This window comes from Micromonospora yongxingensis, from assembly GCF_052601155.1.
The window spans coordinates 1-19,035 of sequence record NZ_JBQXEO010000014.1; the positions used below are offsets into that span (position 1 = coordinate 1).

The window sequence follows — 19,035 nt, forward strand, 5'->3', positions numbered from 1 at the left end:
GAAGCCCCACTCAGTGGAACCCCGTTTCGGGGCAACCGCTCAAACTTACTTGGTTGGACTTTCATTGTCAACCTCGTGTCCGAGGTGATCAATGATTCGTCCGGGCCCACGATGACGCACGCCGTACCCGGCGGTCGTTACTATCGTGGGAAGCCGCAGACCGGCCGATCGCCGCTTCGCGGCTCTCCGCCCGGCTCCTGCCGGCTTCAAAACCTTACCCGGTCGGCTTCGCGTCCGCAACCCCGTTTCCGGGGTGATCCGCACCGCCCGATCCAGTCCCGCTCGGCGTTCCCGCCACGAGCCTGGCGCCCGTTCTCGGCCGGTTTGTCCGGCCTCCCCCGTGCAGAGAGAAAGTTACGCGGACGGCCCGGAGAAGGCAAATCAGGGTTCATCACTTGATCGGGTCGACCGGAGTTGAGCCCTGGCCTCTCGGCTGTCCACGGGGCACAACCGTGGCGGACCACCAGGTGTTCCCCGGCGGCTGCCCCGCTCGACGGGGCTACGCCGGCATGCCCTGTGCAACGACCTCGGCCCGACCCCGATTCCCCTGGTCCCGCTTAGACCGGGAGCTACAACCCCTCGTCCCCGCCCAGCTGGCGACGCCGAGCCCACGGACGTGCCAGAGTGTCAGGCATGGATGAGTCCGGGCTCGGCGCCACGGTGTTCGCCGAGGAGGCGCTGCTCGGCCTTCTCCTGCCGTTCTGGCAACTGGTCATTGGCGCGGTCGTGCTGGTCGTGCTGGTGCTCTCGGTGGGGCGGCTGGCGCGGCGGGGCCGATCCCGGATGACCACCGCCCTGCTGGTCACCGCCGCCGCCATCGCCGGCCTCGCGACGATCGGTGTCCTGCTCGAGGGCTGACGGCTCAGAGCCGGCGGTTGGCCAGGCTCGGCAGCTCTGCGCGGATCATGGCGAGCCGGTCCAGGTCCAGGTCGACGACCGACACCCCTGGGCCGTCCGGCACCTGGCTGAGGACCGTCCCCCACGGGTCGACCACCATGCTGCGCCCGAAACAGGTACGGCCGGGCTCGTGGTCGCCGGTCTGGCCGGCGGCCGCCACGAAGCACTGGTTCTCGATCGCCCGGGCCCGGAGCAGGACCTCCCAGTGATCCCGCCCGGTGTGGAGCATGAACGCCGCCGGAACCACCAGCAGTTGGGCGCCTCCCTCGGTGGCCAGGCGCCGGTACAACTCCGGGAAACGCAGGTCGTAACAGATCGACAGGCCGACGCGGAGGCCCTCGACGTCCACCACCACGGGCTGCACACCGGCGGCGACGCTTGCCGACTCCAGGTAGGAGACTCGGCCGGGGATCTCCACGTCGTACAGATGGATCTTGCGGTAGCTGGCGGCGAGGCTGCCGGACCGGTCGAAGACCAGCGAGGTGTTCCAGGTGTGCTCCGGGTCGGGGCCGGCCTCGTGGAACGACCCGGCCACCAACCAGATGCCGAGCCGTCGGGCGACGTCGGCGAAGAAGGTGCCGACCTCGCCGTCCACCGGCTCCGGCTCGGGCAACCCCGCGGCGGGACCGAGGTAGTCGACGTACTCCGGAAGGACGGCGAGGTCCGCGCCGCCGGCGGCGGCGCGTTCCAGCAGGGCCTCCGCGGCGGCCAGGTTGGCCTTGCGGTCGTCCCGGGCGTTCAGCTGGCAGACGGCGACACGCATGAGTCCAAGGGTACGGCCCGAGGGGTCGGTGCCGACAGCGTCAGTCAGCGACGCACCAGCCCGGCTGATAACGGTGACGGTCACGCCGTCGGGCGAATCGGACTGGCGGACCCGCTCGCGCCGGCCGCGTCGGAACTGAGCGGCCGGCGCGACGCGAGGACGATCAGGCCGACTTCTCCTCGCGGTCCCGCCGGGCGCGACGGCCCGTGAACTCGCGCGGCACGATGGTCGGGTTGACGTTTTCCAGGACCACCTCACGGGTGATCAGCACGCGGGCGGCGTCGGGGTTGCTCGGCACCTCGAACATCGCGGAGAGCAGGACCTCCTCGATGATGGCCCGCAGGCCACGGGCACCGGTGCCGCGCAGCATCGCCTGGTCGGCGATCGCCTCCAGCGCCGGCTCGTCGAACTCAAGCTCGACCCCGTCCAGCTCGAAGAGGCGCTGGTACTGCCGGACCAGGGCGTTGCGCGGCTCGGTGAGGATCCGCACGAGGGCGCTGCGGTCCAGGCTGCGCACGTTGGTGATCACCGGCAGCCGGCCGACGAACTCGGGGATCAGCCCGAACTTGAGCATGTCCTCCGGCATGACCTGGCTGAAGATGTCATCGGTCGACCGCTCCGACACCGACCGGAGCCGCGCACCGAAGCCGGTGCCGCCCTGCCCCGTGCGGGACTCGATGATCTGATCCAACCCCGCGAACGCCCCACCGCAGATGAACAGCACGTTGGTGGTGTCGATCTGGATGAACTCCTGGTGCGGGTGCTTGCGGCCACCCTGCGGCGGCACGTTTGCCACCGTGCCTTCGAGCATCTTGAGCAGGGCCTGCTGCACGCCCTCGCCGGAGACGTCCCGCGTGATCGACGGATTCTCCGACTTACGGGCGATCTTGTCGACCTCGTCGATGTAGATGATGCCGGTCTCGGCGCGCTTGATGTCGTAGTCGGCGGCCTGGATCAGCTTGAGGAGGATGTTCTCCACGTCCTCGCCGACGTAGCCCGCCTCGGTCAGCGCCGTGGCGTCGGCGATGGCGAACGGGACGTTCAACATCCGGGCCAGGGTCTGCGCCAGGTGCGTCTTGCCGCACCCGGTCGGGCCGAGCAGCAGGATGTTGGACTTGGCCAGCTCGACGGCATCAGTGCCGGAGCCGGGCGCGTTGGCCGCCTCGGCCTGGATCCGCTTGTAGTGGTTGTAGACCGCGACGGCGAGGGCCTTCTTGGCCTGGTCCTGCCCCACGACGTAGTTGTCGAGGAACTGGCAGATCTCCATCGGCTTGGGAAGCTCTTCCCACTTCACCTCGCCGGACTCGGCCAGCTCCTCTTCGATGATCTCGTTGCAGAGATCGATGCACTCGTCGCAGATGTAGACCCCTGGGCCCGCGATGAGCTTCTTCACCTGCTTCTGCGACTTGCCGCAGAAGGAGCATTTCAGTAGGTCGCCGCCGTCACCGATCCGTGCCACCTACGTTCTCCCTGCACTCATCGGCCGGAGACCCGGCCCTGACCTGCGGACGCTGCGCGCCGTCCGGCTCCGTTCACCCCGCCGGACCAACCGGCGAAGCGGTACGGACCCGACGTTACCCGCTGCCGGGGCATTCTCCGACCCCCAAAACGGGTGTGTCAGAGGTCGGCCGGGAACGGAGCCCCGGCCAACCTCTGACCCGGTACTGCTCAGCTGGCGGCCTGGGCGGCCAGCAGACCCTTCTTGCGGCTGGTCAGGATCGTGTCGACCAGCCCGTACTCCTTGGACTCCTCGGCCGTCATGATCTTGTCACGGTCGATGTCCTTGCGAACCTGCTCGATCGGGCGGTTGCAGTGGCGGGACAGCATGTCCTCCAGCTGCGTACGCATCCGCAGGATCTCCCGGGCCTGGATCTCGATGTCCGAGCCCTGCCCGTAGCCGCCCTCGGTGGCCGGCTGGTGGATGATGATCCGCGAGTTCGGCAGGGCCATCCGCTTACCCGGCGTCCCGGCCGACAGCAGCACCGCCGCCGCGCTGGCGGCCTGCCCGAGGCAGACCGTCTGGATGTCGGGGCGGACGTACTGCATGGTGTCGTAGATCGCCGTCATCGCGGTGAACGAACCACCCGGCGAGTTGATGTACATGATGATGTCGCGGTCCGGGTCGGTGCCCTCGAGCGTCAGCAGCTGGGCCATCACGTCGTTGGCCGACGCGTCGTCCACCTGGACGCCGAGGAAGATGATCCGGTCCTCGAAGAGCTTGTTGTACGGGTTCGACTCCTTGACCCCGTACGACGTGCGCTCGACGAACGACGGCAGCACGTACCGGTTGTGCACGGCCGCGAACTGGGGCGGCAAGCTCAGATCGGTCATCGTCAGCTCCTCAGCTCAGGGTCCCGGCGCCATCCGGAACCTGAGCGGCCCCGATGATCACCTTGTCGATGAAGCCGTAGTCCATGGCCTCCTGGGCGGTGAACCAACGGTCCCGGTCCGAGTCCGCCTCAATCTGCGACTGGGCTTGGCCGGTGTGGTGCGCGACCCGCTCCTGGAACATCCGCTTCGTGTAGAGCATCTGCTCCGCCTGGATGGCGATGTCGGACGCCGTGCCGCCCAGGCCACCGGACGGCTGGTGCATCATGATCCGGGCGTGGGGCAGGGCGTACCGCTTGCCCTTGGTGCCCGCGCAGAGCAGCAGCTGGCCCATCGAGGCCGCCATGCCCATCGCCACGGTCGACACGTCGTTGTCGATGAACTGCATGGTGTCGTAGATCGCCATGCCGGAGTAGACCGAGCCACCCGGCGAGTTGATCCACAGGTTGATGTCGCGGTCCGGGTCCTCCGCGGCGAGCAGCAGCAGCTGCGCGCAGATGCGGTTGGCGACCTGGTCGGTCACCTCACTGCCCAGGAAGATGATGCGTTCCTTGAGCAACCGGTTGTAGACCGAGTCGTCGAGGTTGCCAATGGAGTCGCCACCGCGCGCGTCAATCGCCCGGAGCGACTTCTTGGGGATGTGCATGTCGGTCATGGCAGCCCTTCGCTCTCCGTACCGTCTTTCCCGACACTAACCGCTGTGCGGGGCGGCAGAGTCCCGGTCGGGGCACTGTTCGCTCTCAGCGCAGCCTGTCGGGCGTACCCGCGGCGCGGGCTTCCGGGCGTACCCGGAAAAGGATTCGGCCGCCGTCCACCGCGCAGCGACGGACGGCGGCCGCACCCGACGATCAGTGCTCGTGGTTGTGCTCCGCCTCGTTGGCGGCGCGCAGGGCGTCAAGGGTGACCTCGTTGCCGGCCGAATCCTTGATCTTGATCCGCTCCATGACGGCGGCGAGCGCCTTGCCCCGGCGCACGTCACCGAAGACCGCGGCGGCCGCGCCGGAGCGCATGAGCTGGTCGTAGTACTGCTGCGGGGCCATCCCGGCGCGCTGCGCCCGGTGGACGATCTCGTGGCCGAACTCGTCGTCGGAGACCTGCACGTCCTCGGCGTCGGCCAGAGTGTCCAGGAGCAGCTGCACCTTGACGCCCTCGGTCGCCGCCTCGGTCAGCTCGGCGTCGATCTGCTCCTCGGTCTTCTCCTCGGCCGCGAGGTACTCGTCCAGGGAGGCGCCGATCCGCTCCAGCTGGTCGATCATGGCCTGCTTGCGGCTGGCCACCTCCTCGCGGACGACACCCTCCGGCGCCGGCACCTCGGCGGCCTCGACCAGCTCCGCCAGGGCCTTGTCCCGAGCCGCGTAGATCTGCTCGACCTGCTTGCCCTGGGTGACCCGCGCCCGCAGGTCGCCGCGCAGCTCCTCGATCGTGTCGAACTCGCTCGCCATCTGGGCGAACTCGTCGTTCAGCTCCGGCAGCTCCTTCTCCTTGACCGTGCGCACGGTCACCGCCACCTCGGCGTCCCGGCCGGCGAAGTCGCCGCCGACCAGCTGGGTGGTGAAGGTGGTGCTGTCGCCGGCGGCGAGGCCGACCACGGCCTCGTCGAGGCCCGGCAGGAGCTGCTTGCTGCCCACCTCGTGGGAGATGTTGCTCGCCTGGCCGCCCGGCACGTCCTCGCCGTCGACGGTGGCGTTCAGGTCGATCTGGACGTAGTCGCCCTCGGCGGCGGCGCGCTCGACGGTCTTGAGCGTGGCGAACCGCTCGCGCAGGTTCTTCACCTGCTCGTCGATCTCGCTCTCGTCGATCTGCAGCTCGTCGACGGTCACCTCGATGGTCGCGGCGTCGGGGAGGGTGATCTCCGGCCGGACGTCGACCTCGGCGGTGAAGTTCAGGGAGTCACCGTCGTTGAACTCGGTGATCTCGACCTCGGGACGCCCCAGCGTCTTGAGGTCGTGCTCGCGCACCGCGGCGAGGATGTTCTCCGGGATGGCGTCCTGGACCGCCTCGTTGAGGACGGTGCCCCGGCCCACCCGCTGGTCGATCACCGCGGTCGGCACCTTGCCCCGGCGGAAGCCCGGGACCTGGACCTGCGAACCGATCTCGCGGTACGCCTTCTTGAGGCTCGGCTCGAGCTCGACGAACGGCACCTCGATGGCGAGCCGCACGCGCGTCGGGCTCAGAGTCTCGACGGTGCTCTTCACAGGCGTACTCCTTGACGGATCTCAGTTAAGTCTGGGCGTGATTCAGCCCATCGAGTGTAGGTGAGCCGGCCTGACGCTCCGGCATCGCCCGGGGACCGCACGGAAAACTCGGCGGCACCCGGGCTGCCCGGCCGCGGACGACAGTCGGGGTGGCGGGATTTGAACCCACGGCCCCTCGCTCCCAAAGCGAGTGCGCTACCAAGCTGCGCCACACCCCGTGGCGACGTGCAGTCTATGCCGTCGGCGCGCCCCGGACGGTGCCGGGGCCACCTCTCACCCGGACACAATCCCCGAAACCTCCCTTTCCGCCGCCGCCAACCGCCGGCTACACGCCGCGCGGTGGGCAAGATCCGCGCAACATCGGGGAAAGAGTGGCCTCCCGCCGCGCGGAGGCCACTACATCCCTGATGTTGCGCGGATCTTGACGAGGGCGCGGCCGCGGGCGCGGCGCGGCCGGCGGTGGCGCGGCTGCGCATCCGCCACGGGCATTGGGTACGCTGTCGGCGCGTCCCGTTCCCGCGGGGTGCACGCGGGCGTAGCTCAATGGCAGAGCTTCAGTCTTCCAAACTGACGGTGCGGGTTCGATTCCCGTCGCCCGCTCCACCCACAAAGGCCCAGGCAGACCGCACGATCGCGGCACCTGGGCCTCTTGCTGTCCCCGGGCGTCGGACGCAGGTCGTGCGGCGCGGTTACGGCCGGTCCCGGCCTTGGAACATGCCTGCGTACGGGTCGGGCTCGCCGGTGTTGGGATCAAGGCCGGCCAGGAAGCGGCGGTCCTGTTCACGCCAGTGCACGAAAGGCTGGATGCGGCCCCACAGGGAAACATCGCTGAGCGGGCACCCAGCGAACTCCGCGAGCAACAGCCGCCGGACGAACTCCACCATTCCGCATTCCACCAGCGCCAAGCTCGACTCGCCCCACGCGTGGTGGCGCCGGTACACCACCACCGGCCACCGGTCGGGATCCGAGCCGGTCATCAGCCAGCCCAGGAGGTCGCCGTTGCTGCAGCCGACGCCCCAGGCGAGCACGGCATCCGCGCCACGGTCGATCCCTGCCACCCCGCCCTCCGCCTCCCACTGGTAGCGCAGGTTGGGAGTCTCGCCAGCGATCGTCCCACCGCTCCACACCGAGTCGACGGGCAGCGGCAGCAGGATGTTCAGTTCGCCGCCAATGCTGCCGCCACCGTAGACCGCCATGAAGGCCCGATAGTCGGCCGGCAGGCGGACGTTCAACTGCGCCTCGGCGGCATCCCAGTCCACCTCCTCGTCGGCGCCGTGGGTCGGCGGCATGATCCGGACAAGCTCATCCAGCTGAGCAGCAGTCACGTCGTCTACCCCTTTTCACGGTGCCGGCCACTGATGATCGGACAGGACGCCTTCGCCTGTCGACACGAGTTGACCCGTACGCCGGGCAGGCATGAGGCTCACCGGATGGGGACCGTCATCCGAAACTTCGCGTTCGACTGCGCCGACCCGTACGAGCTGGCGCACTTCTGGGCCAGGGTCTTCGACTGCCCGGTCGATGCCGAGTTCACCCCCGACGACGACGAGGTGGTCATCGAGCCGCCCGGGGGCGCCCGGCTCTACTTCCAGCGGGTACCGGAGCCGAAGACCGTCAAGAACCGTGCGCACATCTGCCTACAGCCCGAGGTGCCACGCGATCAGGAGGTCCAACGTATCGGCGCGCTCGGTGCCACCGTCGTCGACGATCAGCGTGATCCGGACGGCAGCGGCTGGGTCGTGATGGCGGACCCGCAGGGCAACGAGTTCTGCGTGCTGCGCAGCGACGCCGAGCGCCAGACGACCGCGTAGGCGGTGCGCGGTGATCTCGACCTGGCCCGTGTTGAATGCGGGCCATGTCCCTCACCATCGGACCCGCGTTCACGATCCCCGGCTATACCACCCTGGCACCGCCTGACTACGACATCGAGCACGATGCGACCGTGTACGCGGCAGATGGTGTGGTGGGATGCCCCGCCTTCTGGTGGCACTACCTGTCGGGACCACTGGGTGCCTACCCGGAGTCGGAGACCGCCTTCGAGGTGCCGAGCGCCGACGACGACGCGATGCGTGCCGTCCTCGACGACCCGGAGCGCTGGCCGGTCGTCTCGGTGCGGCTCGACGGAGAAGCGTGGCTACGGATCGTGTACCGCAACGTCGAGGATGAGGCGGGACTCGACTTCGTGGAGCAGCGGCCGGGCCGGCCGGCGGAGGTGGTCACCTCGGTCGAGGGCCACGGGTTCACGTCGGCGATGACCTGGGCCGAGCTGCTCGCCGCGGCGGCGCTGCCGGACGAGCGGCTGACCTGGGCGCAGCGGCTCATCCTGATGCTGCCGATGCTGGGTCCGCAGGAACTGTCCGAGGACGCCGACGAGGTGCTGCGCAGGGCGCTGGACGGGATCGGCGCGACGAACCGGTCGGCCCTGGCAGCCACCCTGCTCGACGCCATGGACTGGCGTACCCACTAGCGGAGGCGGGCCAGGTGTGTCAGGACGGTGGGGCGATGGCAGCGACGATGCCGGCCACCACCAGTGCGGGGGCGGCGGCCAGGGTGCCCACCAGCAGCGCGGAGCGCGTCCGGCCGCGGGTGGTCAGCAGCCAGAGCGCCACCAGACTGATCAGCAGGGCGAGGAACAGCGCCGGCGTGGCCGTGTAGAGCCCGAACAGCAGCATCCTCGACCGGTCGGAGTCGCAGCCCTCGCCACACCCTGCCGGGACGTCCCCGGACAGCGAGCCCAGGTAAACGCCGTACGACGCGACGAGCACGCCGTACCAGCCGGCCATCACCAGGAACGGGGCCCTCGGGTCGGGCCGGGGTGGACCGGCGACGTCCGGCTTCGGCGTCGACAGAGTCATACGGCGCAGTATCCGCCACCCGACGACGCGTGTCGTTGCGGAAACCGCCGTCTTTCCGCCGGAAGTTGTTGACAGTTGTCGATCTGTGCACTGGTGTGGGAACCAGTGACATCGACGTCCGTCAGGAGGGCACATGATCGTCCGACGACGGTGGACAGCCGCCGCAACCACAGCGATCCTGATCAGCGCGGTGCTGTCCCATCCCGGTCCGGGCACCGCGGCACCCGCCGCCCCGGCCGCACCGATCACCCTGACCAGCACCGAGACCGCCCTGGTCCGGGTGCAGATGCGTGATCAGGCGCAGCTCGACCGGCTGGTCGCCGCCGGCGCCGACCTGGCCAACCGCCCCCGGACCCGGGACGGGCGGATCCTCGCCGACCTGGTGCTCACCGGCGCCCAGCTCGCCGACCTGACCGCGCAGGGCGCGACCGCCGTGCAGATCGTGCAGCGCCCCGGGGACGGCAGCCGGCACCACGCCGAGAGCGTCCGCGCGGCACAGGCCCGCACGGCCGCCGGGCTGCGCGCTGCGGCCCCCGGCCAGCGGTCCACGGCCGCCGCGGCGGCCGTGGACACCCTCCAGGTCCAGCAGGCGTACTGGTGGACCACGGGTGGGCAGACGTTCCTACAGGCCCAGGTGGCCACCACCGCCACCGACGATCCCGACGTGGAGATCACCGTCGGCTGGCGGACGGCGGACGGCGCCACCGGCTCGTTCCCGCTGTTCCGGTTCGAGGACTCCGGCGAGTACCAGTACCACTACGCGCTGCCCCAGCCGGTGCCGAGCCGACCGACGCAGCTGACCGCAACCTCCAGCCTCGGCGGGGTCAGCCGGGCGGTCACCCCGGCGCTGTGGCCGAACGCGTCGCCGCCGCCGCTGCCGGCGGGCTACCAGAAGGACTTCATCGACGCGTACCTGACGCCCGTGGACATCCAGGCCCGGATCAAGCGGCTGGCCCGCCAGTACCGGGACCTGGTGGACGTGATCGACCTGCCGAACACGACCCAGGGTTACCGGCGCACCGCCGCCGCGTACCTGGGCGATCCGGCGGTGGCCGCCGTGGTGGTCGAGTCGGTCCGCTTCGGCGACCAGGGCATGAACGGCGTGCAGGTGCGGACGGTCGACCCGGGCCGGTCGAACCGGCCGCTGACCGTCGGCTACCGCGACCGCGTCCTCACCGTCTCGCTGGCCACCGACAGCGGTGGCAAGACGGTCAGCACCACCGACGAGGTCGCGGCGGCGATCAACGCCCGCCAGTCGAACCGGTTCCGGGCGACCGTCGAGGACGGCTCGGCCGGGCTGCCGATGCCGGTCGCCGGTCCGGCCCGACTCGACGACGGCCTCCAGGGCACCGAGGTGCCGGCGCGGCCGTGGACGGTGCAGGCGCTGCGCCTCGGCGTGCACCGGGACGGCTCCCGGATCGGGGTGCTGGCGTACTCCCAGGAACACGCCCGGGAGTGGGCCACGCCGCTGGTGACGCTGGAGTTCGCCGAGCGGATGCTGGCCAACGCCCGCACCGACCCGGCCACCCGTGAGCTGTTGGAGCAGGTCGACATCTTCGTCATCCCGATGGTCAACCCCGACGGCGCGAACTACTCGTTCAACGACTACAACTTCCAGCGGAAGAACCTGGTCAACCACTGCACCGGGCCGTCGCGGGACCCTCGCTACCGCACCTCGTGGGGCGTCGACATCAACCGCAACTACACCGTCGGGTCCTACTTCGACGGTTACGTGGGCGCCAGCGCCAACTGCCTCTCCGGCAACTACGCCGGCACCGGCGAGCTGTCCGAGGCGGAGAGCCGCAACGTCATCGCGCTGGCGCAGGCCCACTCGAACATCAAGTTCGCGATGAACGTGCACTCGTACGGCGGGTACTTCATGTGGCCGCCGGGGGCGTACAGGGCGGACGGGCGGATCACCCTGCCCCGGCCGTCGATCGACGAGTCGAAGATGTTCCTGGACAGCGCCCGGCGCATCGTGGGCGCCATCGCCCAGGAACGGGGCACGGTCACCTGGCCGTCGCAGACCGGCCCGGTCGCGGACGTGCTCTACTCGGCCGCCGGCAACTCCGCCGATCAGCTCTACTACGAGCTGGGCATCTTCGCCTGGGACTTCGAGGTCGGCAACGACCGGTGGAACCCGACCACCGGCGCGTGGGAGGGCGTCGGCTTCCAGCCGCCGTTCGACGAGGCCCACGGTGAGGCACAGGAGTACGCGGGCGGGCTGGTGGAGATGGTCCGGGTTGCCCGGGACTACGCCGCCGCCCAGGCCGCCACCGGCTGATCTTCCGGCGGTGCCGCGTCCGGGTGCCCGGGCGCGGCACCGCCGGTGAGGCCGACCGCAGGCCGGAGCGCATTTCCGCCGTTTCCGGGCGACGGCCGCCGGGTACGGCGTCGGTATGGACACGAACACGACGGCACACCTGGTTGGCGGCCCCCGCGACGGAAGCACCCACGACACGGGCGGCAGCGCCCTCGTCGAGGTGGAGATCGACGGCATGATGCACCGCTACATCAGGACCACGAAGCAGCACGACGACGGCGGGCCGCTCTACAACTACGACGGGATGGTCGCCCCGGACGGCGGCGAGCCCGGCGTCGAGGACCCGGCGGCTCGGGTCGCCTCCCCACGCGCCGACGCCGAGGGGCACGGCGGCACCCACTGACAGCGACACCGACGGGAGCACACTTCCGGGCGCGGACAATCGGACCGGCCGGCCACGGATGAACCGTGGCCGGCCGGGTAAGCAGCGGCCCTGCCTGGTGGGGAGACGACCGGTGTCGCGGCGTGGCCGCGAACGGGCGCACGGGCGGGCGGCGCTGGCCGGCCCGCCCGGGCGTGCCCCGGATCAGTTCGAGGAGATCCAGTTCCAGGCCGAGACGACCCACTCGGTCTGCTGCAGCCAGGCCACACCCAGACCGGCGAGGAAGACCGCGGTCGCCAGGTGCGCGCCCCGCGCGCTGCGCCGGACCCGTCCCAGCTGCCGCTCCAGCACGACCCGGCCAATCAGCCGCGACAACGCGAACAGGCCGACCGCCACCAGCAGGCTCAGCACCAGCACCAGCAGCGGGCCGCTCAGGTCACCCTGGCCGGAGAGCGCCCAGATCCCCCAGCACACGAACGCGAAGAGCCCGGCCGCCGCGCTCCACTCGCCGCCGCGACGCAACTGCGCCAGATGCCAGCTCAGCGGCCTGCGCGGCACCGGGCCGCCCGGCCAGCCGGTGCCGGTGGGGTCCTGCTCGACCACCGGGAAGGGCTCGGTCCGCGGGCTGCGCCGCTGACCCACCGGCGCCACGCCCCGGCGGAACCCGTCCCGCTGCGGCGGCACCCCGACGCCGGCCTGCGGTGGCACCTCCACGGTCCGCTCCGCCCACGGCTGCGTCTGGTCTGCCATCTCGTCCTCCCCCTGACCGACGGCACAACGCCGCCGCCTGGATCCGAGGGTAGCCAGCCGACAAACGGGGCGCCGAGCCCGTCCGGCGCGAGCCGGGCACGACGGTGCCGGATCCCACACCGGGCGGGGTACGGTCGGCGGATGGGTGACCCGGACCGACGACGGCGGCGGCTGCGCCACCACCCCGACTCCGAAGCGGCCGGACGGGGCGCCGACAGCCCCACGGCCAGCACGGCAGGCGTGCACGACGCCGCCGAGCCGCCGCCCCGCCGCCGGGGCTCGGCCGGCTCCGGCGGTCAACGCGGCCCGGCGGGCGACGAACGCGACGGTGAGCGGGGGCTGCGCGGGCTGGTCGGCTCCGGCTCGTCACAGGTGGGGCTGAGCGCCGCACTGCGAGCCCGGGACGCGGCCCGGCCCACCGACGACGATCTGGCCGAGGCCGAGGCCCGGGTGGTGGTCGTCCGCCGCAACTGGGTGCCCCGCGAGGAACTCCCCCGCCCCCCACGCTGACCGCCCGCCGAGCCGGTCAGGGCAGGTCGGGCAGCTCCCGGGTCAGCTCGTAGGCCGCCACCTGCGCGATCCGGCGGGCGTGCCGCTCGTTGCCGGAGAACGGGGTGCTCAGGAACGCCTCGACGATGGCCGTGGCCTCGTCCAGGGTGTGCTGGCGGGCGCCGACCGCGACCACGTTGGCGTCGTTGTGCTGGCGGGCCAACTGTGCGGTCTCGACGCTCCAGGCCAGCGCGGCGCGAACCCCGGCGACCTTGTTCGCGGCGATCTGCTCACCGTTGCCGGACCCCCCGATGACCACCCCGAGGGCGGTCTCGTCGGCCACCACGCGGTCGCCGGCGTGCAGGCAGAACGTCGGGTAGTCGTCGTCCGGGTCATAGCTGTGCGGCCCGACGTCGACCACGTCGTACCCCTGCTTGGCCAGATGGTTGGCCAGGTGCACCTTCAACTCGAAACCGGCGTGATCGGATCCCAGGTAGACGCGCATACCGGGCAGTCTGTCAGGCCGTGATCGGGGACGCCGCAGGGGCGGCGTCCCCGAGCCGGGTTCGTCACACGGTCGTGCGGCGGTCAGCGGGGCAGTTCGGCGACCACCAGGCCGCCGCGTGCCTTCGGGGTGAACCAGGTGCTCTTGCGCGGCATCTTCTCGCGGGCCAGGTTGACCGCCACGAAGTCCGCCACGGTCACCGGCGCGATCAGGATCGCCAGCTCGGCCCGGCCGGCGTCGACCTCGCCGGTGAGCCAGCTCGCCGGGTAGTCCCCGCCGACGTACGTGATCCGCTTGTCGCCCGGGTCCAGCCCCAGCGCGTCGCGCAGCAGCAGCCGCTCGACCAGGGCGTGGTCCAGGTTCTCCAGGGGGCCTTCGGCGGTGGCGGGCAGGCGCACCGCGTACCCCTGGCCGGCGAGCCGGAGGTGGACGGTGCCGCCGGCCTCCGGGACCTCGACCGGGCCGTCGATGGGCTCGATCTCGGCACCCGCCGCGCGCAGCCGGTCCAGCAGGTCCTCCGGCGTGGTGGTCAGCTCGCTGACCAACCGGTTGTAGGGCTGGATCGCCACCGACGCCGGGGTGGTGATCACGGCCAGGAACTGTCGCAGCCCGCCGGTCTGGGCGGCCAGGCTGCGGTGGTTGCCGTCGGCGACGACCAGGTCGCCCCCGCCGGCGAGTGCGGTCAGGGCGTCCTGCTCCGGGCCCGGGCCGAGCAGCCAGATGGCGTGCGTGCGCCCCGCCTGGTCGGTGTCGGTGGCGGCGGGAGCGCCGGCCGCGTCGGTCGCCGCCGCGAGCGCGGCGTGCAGCTCGTCGCCGCACCCGGTCTGCAGCAGGAGTACGGGTGAGAGCAGGTGACCCAGCGCCTCGGCCAGCGCCACCCGCTCCCGCACCTTGGCGATGAACACGTCCTCGTTGCGGATGACCAGGCCCGGCTCGTCGGCCCGGGTGGAGATCTGGTCGGTGTCCACCATCGCGAACAGCCCGTACGCGGGCTCCTCGCCCGGCGCGCTGATCCGGTAGAGCACCGTCACCTGCTCGGCCGGGGTGTAGCTGCCGTCCGCCCGGGCCTCGGCGAAGCGGGCCACCGCGTCGGGCAGCGCGTCGAGGAAGGACTTCCCCTGGCTGTCCGGCGCCCGGTGCGGCATCTCGATGCCGAGGGCACTGTGCGGGTTCGCCTCGATGATCGCGGTGATCTCCGCGTCGTCGGCGAACTCGTCGTAGTTCTGCGCGCCGGTGCCGCCAGTGGTGATCCAGGCCCGGGCGATCGGATGCACGACCGTCATGCCCGTTGACGCTACCGGCGACGGCGTCGCCACCGACGGGGACCCGCACGGCGTCCACCAGATGAAAGTGCCGACGCCTGTCAGCCGGCGCGGCCCGAGGTGCCGTTGTGCCGGCGGTGCCGACCGGCGGCGGGGCCGCCGTTGCCCCGGCGGCCGGTCGCGGCGGGCCCGGTGGTCGCGTTGCGGCGGGGCGCCGCGGGGGGGCCGGGCACGGGACGCGGTTCGAGCGGCGGTGCCGGGACGGGCCGGGGGCTCAGCGGCGGCGTCGGCACCGGCCGAGGCGTGGTGGGCGCCGGCGGTGGCGGCGCGGGCTCGGCCGGTGCGGCGGCCGACGGCACGGCCGACGGCGGCGCCGGCGGTACGGCCGGCACCGAGGCCCCGAGCGATGCCGGAAGATCGGTCGGCGCGCTGCCCGGCGCGAGATCCGCGGGTGGTGTCGCGAGTTCGGCCGGCACGGGGCACGCGGCCGACGTCGGCGGCCCGACCGGCCCGGTCTCGGCGGGCGGCCCGGGCGGGGTCAGGCGTGACGTGACCGGAACCCGGGCCACGCCGACCACGATGGGAGGCGCGAGCAGGTCCACCAGGTGGGCGGGCAGGTCGGGACGGACCGACGGCCAGCGGGAGTCGTCGACCGACCAGTAGGCCGCGCCGGGAGTCTCGATCACCCCCTGCCGGGTCAGTTGATCGTCACCGGACGCACGGTGCTTGGCCATCGGGATTGCCTCCACGAGCTGCGGGGTGCGGCCCTGCGGGTCGCTGCGGCGGACACCGAGGGAAACGACGCCGCCCGCCCACCGGTGACGCAGCGACCGCCGTCGACCCGGAGCGCACCCGGCGGCGAACGCGACGCGCCCCCGGCCCGGGCAGTCGACGATGCCTGGAACGGGGGCGCGTGGTGGTCGTGGATCAGTCGAAGATCGGGCCCTGCTCGCGGGTGCGCTTCAGCTCGTAGAAGCCCGGGGTGCCGGCGACCAGCAGCACGCCGTCCCAGAGCCGACCGGCCGCCTCGCCCTTCGGCGCCGGCGTGATCACCGGACCGAAGAACGCGACCGGGCTGCCGTCCGGGCCGGGCGCGTGGACGACCGGGGTGCCGACGTCCTGCCCGACCGGGCGCATGCCGGCTTCGTGGCTGGCCCGCAGTGCCTCGTCGTAGTCGGTGCTGTCGGCGGCGGCGGCCAGCGCCGGGTCCAGGCCGGCGTCGGTCAGCGCGGCGACGTAGAGCTCCGGACCCCGCTCCTCCTTGCCGAGGTGGATCCGGGTGCCGAGCGCGGTGTAGAGCTTGCGCAGGACGTCGTTTCCGTACCGCTGCTCGGCGGCGATGCAGATCCGCACCGGGCCCCAGGCGGTGCTCAGGAACGACTTGTACTCCTCGGACAACTCGTCCCGACCCTCGTTGAGCACGGCCAGGCTCATCACGTGGAAGCGGATGTCCACGTCACGGACCTGCTCGACCTCCAGCAGCCAGCGGGAGGTGATCCACGCCCACGGGCAGGCCGGGTCGAACCACATGTCGGCGGTGACACGTTCGGTCACGGTGAGGTCCCTTCGCGACAGGGTGGCGCCGGCAATCCGGCGTCTCCCCGAATCTTCACCCCCGCTCGCGCCGGACGGCACCCGAATCAGAGCGTGACCTCGGCCACCGCCGAATGGCGGTACATGGAAGACTCGGGTCCGGGCCGGCTGCCACGAGCGGTCGACGGACGGGCGCCGCCGGGCGTACGGCGAGATGTGGGATGGAGACGAACAGTGCCGGGAGTGCGCAACCTGACGCAGGTCGAGGCGACCGAGCGGGCACGCCTGCTCGACGTGACCGGGTACGACATCAGTCTGGACCTGTCGAGCGCCGTGCTGGCGGCCGACGGCCGCACGTTCCGGTCGACGACCGAGGTCCGGTTCCGCTGCGCCGAGCCGGGTGCGAGCACCTTCATCGAGTTGGCCGCCGACTCGGTGCGCTCCGCCACGCTGAACGGCGCTCCGGTCGACCTGTCGGACTGGTCGGCCGAGAAGGGCCTGACGCTGTCCGGGCTCGACAGCGAGAACGTCCTCGTGGTCGACGCCGACTTCGGCTACTCCAGCAGTGGGCAGGGGCTGCACCGCACGGTCGACCCGGTGGACGGCGAGACCTACCTCTACAGCCAGTTCGAGACGGCCGACGCGCAGCGGGTGTTCGCCTGCTTCGACCAGCCCGACCTGAAGAGCGTCTACACCTGGCACGCGACCGTGCCCGCGCACTGGCGGGCGGTGTCCAACATGCCGGTGGAGCGTGAGGAGCCGGCGGGTGAGGGGCTCAAGACCCTGCACTTCACCGAGTCCCCCCGGATGAGCACCTACATCACGGCGATGTGCGCCGGGCCGTACCACGAGGTGCGTGACACCCACGACGGCATCGACCTGGGTGTGTTCTCCCGGGCGTCGATGGCGGCCTACCTCGACTCGGACGACCTGTTCCTCATCACCAAGCAGGGCTTCGACTTCTTCCACGAGAAGTTCGGGGTGCGCTACCCGCTGCCGAAGTACGACCAGCTCTGGGTTCCCGACTTCAACGCCGGCGCCATGGAGAACTTCGGCTGCGTGACGCACGCCGAGTCGCACTACCTGTTCCGCTCGCAGGTCACCGACTTCGAGTACGAGCAGCGCGCCAACACGATCCTGCACGAGCTGGCCCACATGTGGTTCGGCGACCTGGTCACCATGCGCTGGTGGAACGACCTGTGGCTCAACGAGTCGTTCGCCGAGTGGGCCAGCCACTGGTGCAACACCAACGCCACCCGGTTCACCGAGGCGTGGACGACGTTCCTGTCGATCCGGAAGAACTGGGGCTACCGGCAGGACCAGCTCTCCTCCACGCACCCGGTCTACACCGAGATGCCGGACATGGAGGCCGTCGAGGTCAACTTCGACGGCATCACCTACGCCAAGGGTGCGAGCGTGCTCAAGCAGCTCGTCGCCTACGTGGGTGAGGAGCCGTTCGTGGCCGGGCTGCGGGCGTACTTCGGCAAGCACGCCTGGGGCAACGCCACCTTCGACGACCTGCTCACCGAGCTGGAGGCGGCCTCCGGTCGGGAGCTGCGCAAGTTCGCCGCGCAGTGGTTGGAGACCGCGCAGGTCAACACGCTGCGGCCGGAGGTGACCATCGGCGCGGACGGCACGTACGAGCACGTGGTGGTCCTGCAGGAGGCGCCGGCCGCGTTCCCGACGCTGCGGACGCACCGGATCGGCGTGGGCCTGTACGACCTGACCGACGGCCGGATGGTGCGCCGCGAGCGGTACGAGGTGGACGTGACCGGTGAGCGCAGCGACCTCGCCGAGCTGCGCGGTGTCCGGGCGGCCGACGTGCTGCTGCTCAATGACGACGACCTGAGCTACACCAAGCTGCGCCTCGACGACCGCTCGATGGCCGCGGTGGTGCAGCACATCGGTGGCTTCGAGTCGTCGCTGGCCCGTGCGCTGTGCTGGACGGCGGCGTGGGACATGATCCGTGACGCCGAGCTGCCCGCCCGCGACTACGTGGCGCTGGTGCTGGCCGGCCTGCCGGGCGAGACCGACATCAACCTGGTCACCGCCACCCTGCGGCAGGCGACCACGACGCTGACCCTCTACGCCGACCCGGCGTGGGCGCCGATCGGCTGGGCCGACCTGGCCCGCACCGCCAAGGACGCCCTGGCCGCGGCGGAGCCCGGCAGCGGGTTCCAACTGGCCTGGGCCCGGGCGTACGCCTCGGCTGCCCGCTCCGACGAGGACCTGGCGACCCTGCGCGGCTGGCTGGACGGCTCGGTGCCGGCCGGGCTGACGGTGGACACCGAACTGCGGTGGACGGTGCTCGGCGCGCTCGTGGCCAACGGCGCGGCCGGTGCCGCCGAGATCGAGGCGGAGCTGGCCGGCGACCGCACCGCCAGCGGCGAGCGGGAGGCCGCGTACGTGCACGCGCTGGTGCCGACGGCGGAGAACAAGGCCGCCGTGTGGGCGCTGCTGACCGGCCCGGACGCGCTGCCCAACTGGCGGCACCGGGCGCTGCTGCAGGGCTTCGCCCACCCGGCGCAGGTGGAGCTGGTCGCGCCGTACCGGGAGCGGTACTTCACGGCGGTCGGCCAGGTGTGGGCCACCCGGGACAGCGAGCCGGCGCAGGAGTTCGCGCAGTTGGCGTACCCGACCTACCTGGTGGAGGACGACACGGTGGCGGCCACCGACGCGTGGCTGGCCGGCGACGGACACCCGGGCCCGCTGCGCCGGCTGGTCGCCGAGGGCCGCGACGGCGTGGTGCGGGCGCTCAAGGCCCGCGCGAAGGACGCCCAGGGCGCCTGATCGGCGGTACGCGACCGGGGGGG

At 71.4% G+C, this 19,035-nt stretch carries 19 protein-coding genes and 2 tRNA genes; 8 read left to right on the plus strand and 13 right to left on the minus strand.

The features are described from left to right. The first annotated feature begins 633 nt into the window (after positions 1-633). A complete protein-coding gene (locus tag ACTWLT_RS18085) occupies positions 634-858 on the plus strand; it encodes a hypothetical protein (RefSeq protein ID WP_252419739.1) in 225 nt (74 codons plus the stop codon). 4 nt (positions 859-862) lie between these two features. On the opposite strand, the gene ACTWLT_RS18090 is transcribed toward ACTWLT_RS18085, so the two are convergent. From ACTWLT_RS18090 to ACTWLT_RS18115, 6 genes are all read right to left on the minus strand, one after another. After that, positions 863-1,660, minus strand: a complete 798-nt coding sequence (locus ACTWLT_RS18090; RefSeq protein ID WP_445319408.1) for a carbon-nitrogen hydrolase family protein — start codon at positions 1,658-1,660, stop codon at positions 863-865. 163 nt (positions 1,661-1,823) lie between these two features. Beyond that, positions 1,824-3,119, minus strand: coding sequence for an ATP-dependent Clp protease ATP-binding subunit ClpX (gene clpX, locus ACTWLT_RS18095; RefSeq protein ID WP_252419737.1), 1,296 nt, complete (start codon positions 3,117-3,119; stop codon positions 1,824-1,826). Between the two features lie 209 nt (positions 3,120-3,328). Continuing rightward, positions 3,329-3,991 (minus strand): ATP-dependent Clp protease proteolytic subunit, encoded by a 663-nt coding sequence (locus tag ACTWLT_RS18100; protein ID WP_088988028.1) that lies wholly within the window; start codon positions 3,989-3,991, stop codon positions 3,329-3,331. A 10-nt stretch (positions 3,992-4,001) separates the two neighbouring features. Next, complete coding sequence (locus ACTWLT_RS18105; RefSeq protein ID WP_252419736.1) at positions 4,002-4,643, minus strand: ATP-dependent Clp protease proteolytic subunit; 642 nt, start codon at positions 4,641-4,643, stop codon at positions 4,002-4,004. A 193-nt stretch (positions 4,644-4,836) separates the two neighbouring features. Then, positions 4,837-6,183, minus strand: a complete 1,347-nt coding sequence (gene tig, locus ACTWLT_RS18110) for a trigger factor (RefSeq protein ID WP_252419735.1) — start codon at positions 6,181-6,183, stop codon at positions 4,837-4,839. Between the two features lie 144 nt (positions 6,184-6,327). After that, positions 6,328-6,401 (minus strand) — tRNA-Pro (locus tag ACTWLT_RS18115). Between the two features lie 311 nt (positions 6,402-6,712). Here ACTWLT_RS18115 and ACTWLT_RS18120 point away from each other — a divergent pair. Then, positions 6,713-6,786, plus strand: a tRNA-Gly gene (locus ACTWLT_RS18120). Between the two features lie 86 nt (positions 6,787-6,872). Here ACTWLT_RS18120 and ACTWLT_RS18125 read toward each other — a convergent pair. Next, positions 6,873-7,508: an SMI1/KNR4 family protein gene (locus tag ACTWLT_RS18125; protein WP_445319409.1), complete on the minus strand. Its 636-nt coding sequence runs from the start codon at positions 7,506-7,508 to the stop codon at positions 6,873-6,875. Positions 7,509-7,613: 105 nt separating this feature from the next. On the opposite strand from ACTWLT_RS18125, the gene ACTWLT_RS18130 reads away from it, so the two are divergent. After that, positions 7,614-7,994 carry a VOC family protein gene (locus ACTWLT_RS18130; RefSeq protein ID WP_445319410.1) on the plus strand — a complete coding sequence of 127 codons (381 nt, stop codon included), beginning with the start codon at positions 7,614-7,616 and terminating at the stop codon, positions 7,992-7,994. 44 nt (positions 7,995-8,038) lie between these two features. Beyond that, entirely contained in the window at positions 8,039-8,650 is a 612-nt protein-coding gene (locus ACTWLT_RS18135) for a hypothetical protein (protein ID WP_445319411.1), read from the plus strand. Between the two features lie 19 nt (positions 8,651-8,669). Here the strand turns inward: ACTWLT_RS18135 and ACTWLT_RS18140 are convergent, their stop codons facing one another. Beyond that, positions 8,670-9,038, minus strand: a complete 369-nt coding sequence (locus ACTWLT_RS18140) for a hypothetical protein (protein ID WP_445319412.1) — start codon at positions 9,036-9,038, stop codon at positions 8,670-8,672. Between the two features lie 133 nt (positions 9,039-9,171). Here ACTWLT_RS18140 and ACTWLT_RS18145 point away from each other — a divergent pair, with 133 nt between their 5' ends. Both ACTWLT_RS18145 and ACTWLT_RS18150 read left to right on the plus strand, forming a co-directional pair. Beyond that, positions 9,172-11,322 carry a M14 family zinc carboxypeptidase gene (locus ACTWLT_RS18145; protein ID WP_445319413.1) on the plus strand — a complete coding sequence of 717 codons (2,151 nt, stop codon included), beginning with the start codon at positions 9,172-9,174 and terminating at the stop codon, positions 11,320-11,322. 115 nt (positions 11,323-11,437) lie between these two features. Further along, entirely contained in the window at positions 11,438-11,704 is a 267-nt protein-coding gene (locus ACTWLT_RS18150) for a hypothetical protein (protein WP_445319414.1), read from the plus strand. 183 nt (positions 11,705-11,887) lie between these two features. On the opposite strand, the gene ACTWLT_RS18155 is transcribed toward ACTWLT_RS18150, so the two are convergent. Beyond that, the gene (locus tag ACTWLT_RS18155) at positions 11,888-12,433 is read right to left on the minus strand and encodes a hypothetical protein (protein ID WP_445319415.1); all 546 of its coding nucleotides are present in this window, start codon (positions 12,431-12,433) and stop codon (positions 11,888-11,890) included. A gap of 141 nt (positions 12,434-12,574) precedes the next feature. Between ACTWLT_RS18155 and ACTWLT_RS18160 the strand changes: the two genes are divergently transcribed. Then, on the plus strand, positions 12,575-12,943 hold the full coding sequence (locus ACTWLT_RS18160; protein ID WP_445319416.1) for a hypothetical protein: 369 nt from the start codon (positions 12,575-12,577) through the stop codon (positions 12,941-12,943). 16 nt (positions 12,944-12,959) lie between these two features. Here the strand turns inward: ACTWLT_RS18160 and ACTWLT_RS18165 are convergent, their stop codons facing one another. From ACTWLT_RS18165 to ACTWLT_RS18180, 4 genes are all read right to left on the minus strand, one after another. Further along, positions 12,960-13,427, minus strand: coding sequence for a ribose-5-phosphate isomerase (locus ACTWLT_RS18165; RefSeq protein ID WP_252419726.1), 468 nt, complete (start codon positions 13,425-13,427; stop codon positions 12,960-12,962). A gap of 83 nt (positions 13,428-13,510) precedes the next feature. Next, positions 13,511-14,710 carry a DUF1015 family protein gene (locus tag ACTWLT_RS18170; RefSeq protein ID WP_445319417.1) on the minus strand — a complete coding sequence of 400 codons (1,200 nt, stop codon included), beginning with the start codon at positions 14,708-14,710 and terminating at the stop codon, positions 13,511-13,513. A gap of 80 nt (positions 14,711-14,790) precedes the next feature. Further along, the gene (locus tag ACTWLT_RS18175) at positions 14,791-15,423 is read right to left on the minus strand and encodes a hypothetical protein (protein ID WP_445319418.1); all 633 of its coding nucleotides are present in this window, start codon (positions 15,421-15,423) and stop codon (positions 14,791-14,793) included. A gap of 193 nt (positions 15,424-15,616) precedes the next feature. Next, positions 15,617-16,243 carry a mycothiol-dependent nitroreductase Rv2466c family protein gene (locus tag ACTWLT_RS18180; protein ID WP_445319419.1) on the minus strand — a complete coding sequence of 209 codons (627 nt, stop codon included), beginning with the start codon at positions 16,241-16,243 and terminating at the stop codon, positions 15,617-15,619. Between the two features lie 222 nt (positions 16,244-16,465). Between ACTWLT_RS18180 and pepN the strand changes: the two genes are divergently transcribed. Further along, positions 16,466-19,012 (plus strand): aminopeptidase N, encoded by a 2,547-nt coding sequence (gene pepN, locus ACTWLT_RS18185; RefSeq protein WP_445319420.1) that lies wholly within the window; start codon positions 16,466-16,468, stop codon positions 19,010-19,012. The last annotated feature ends 23 nt before the right edge of the window (positions 19,013-19,035 follow it).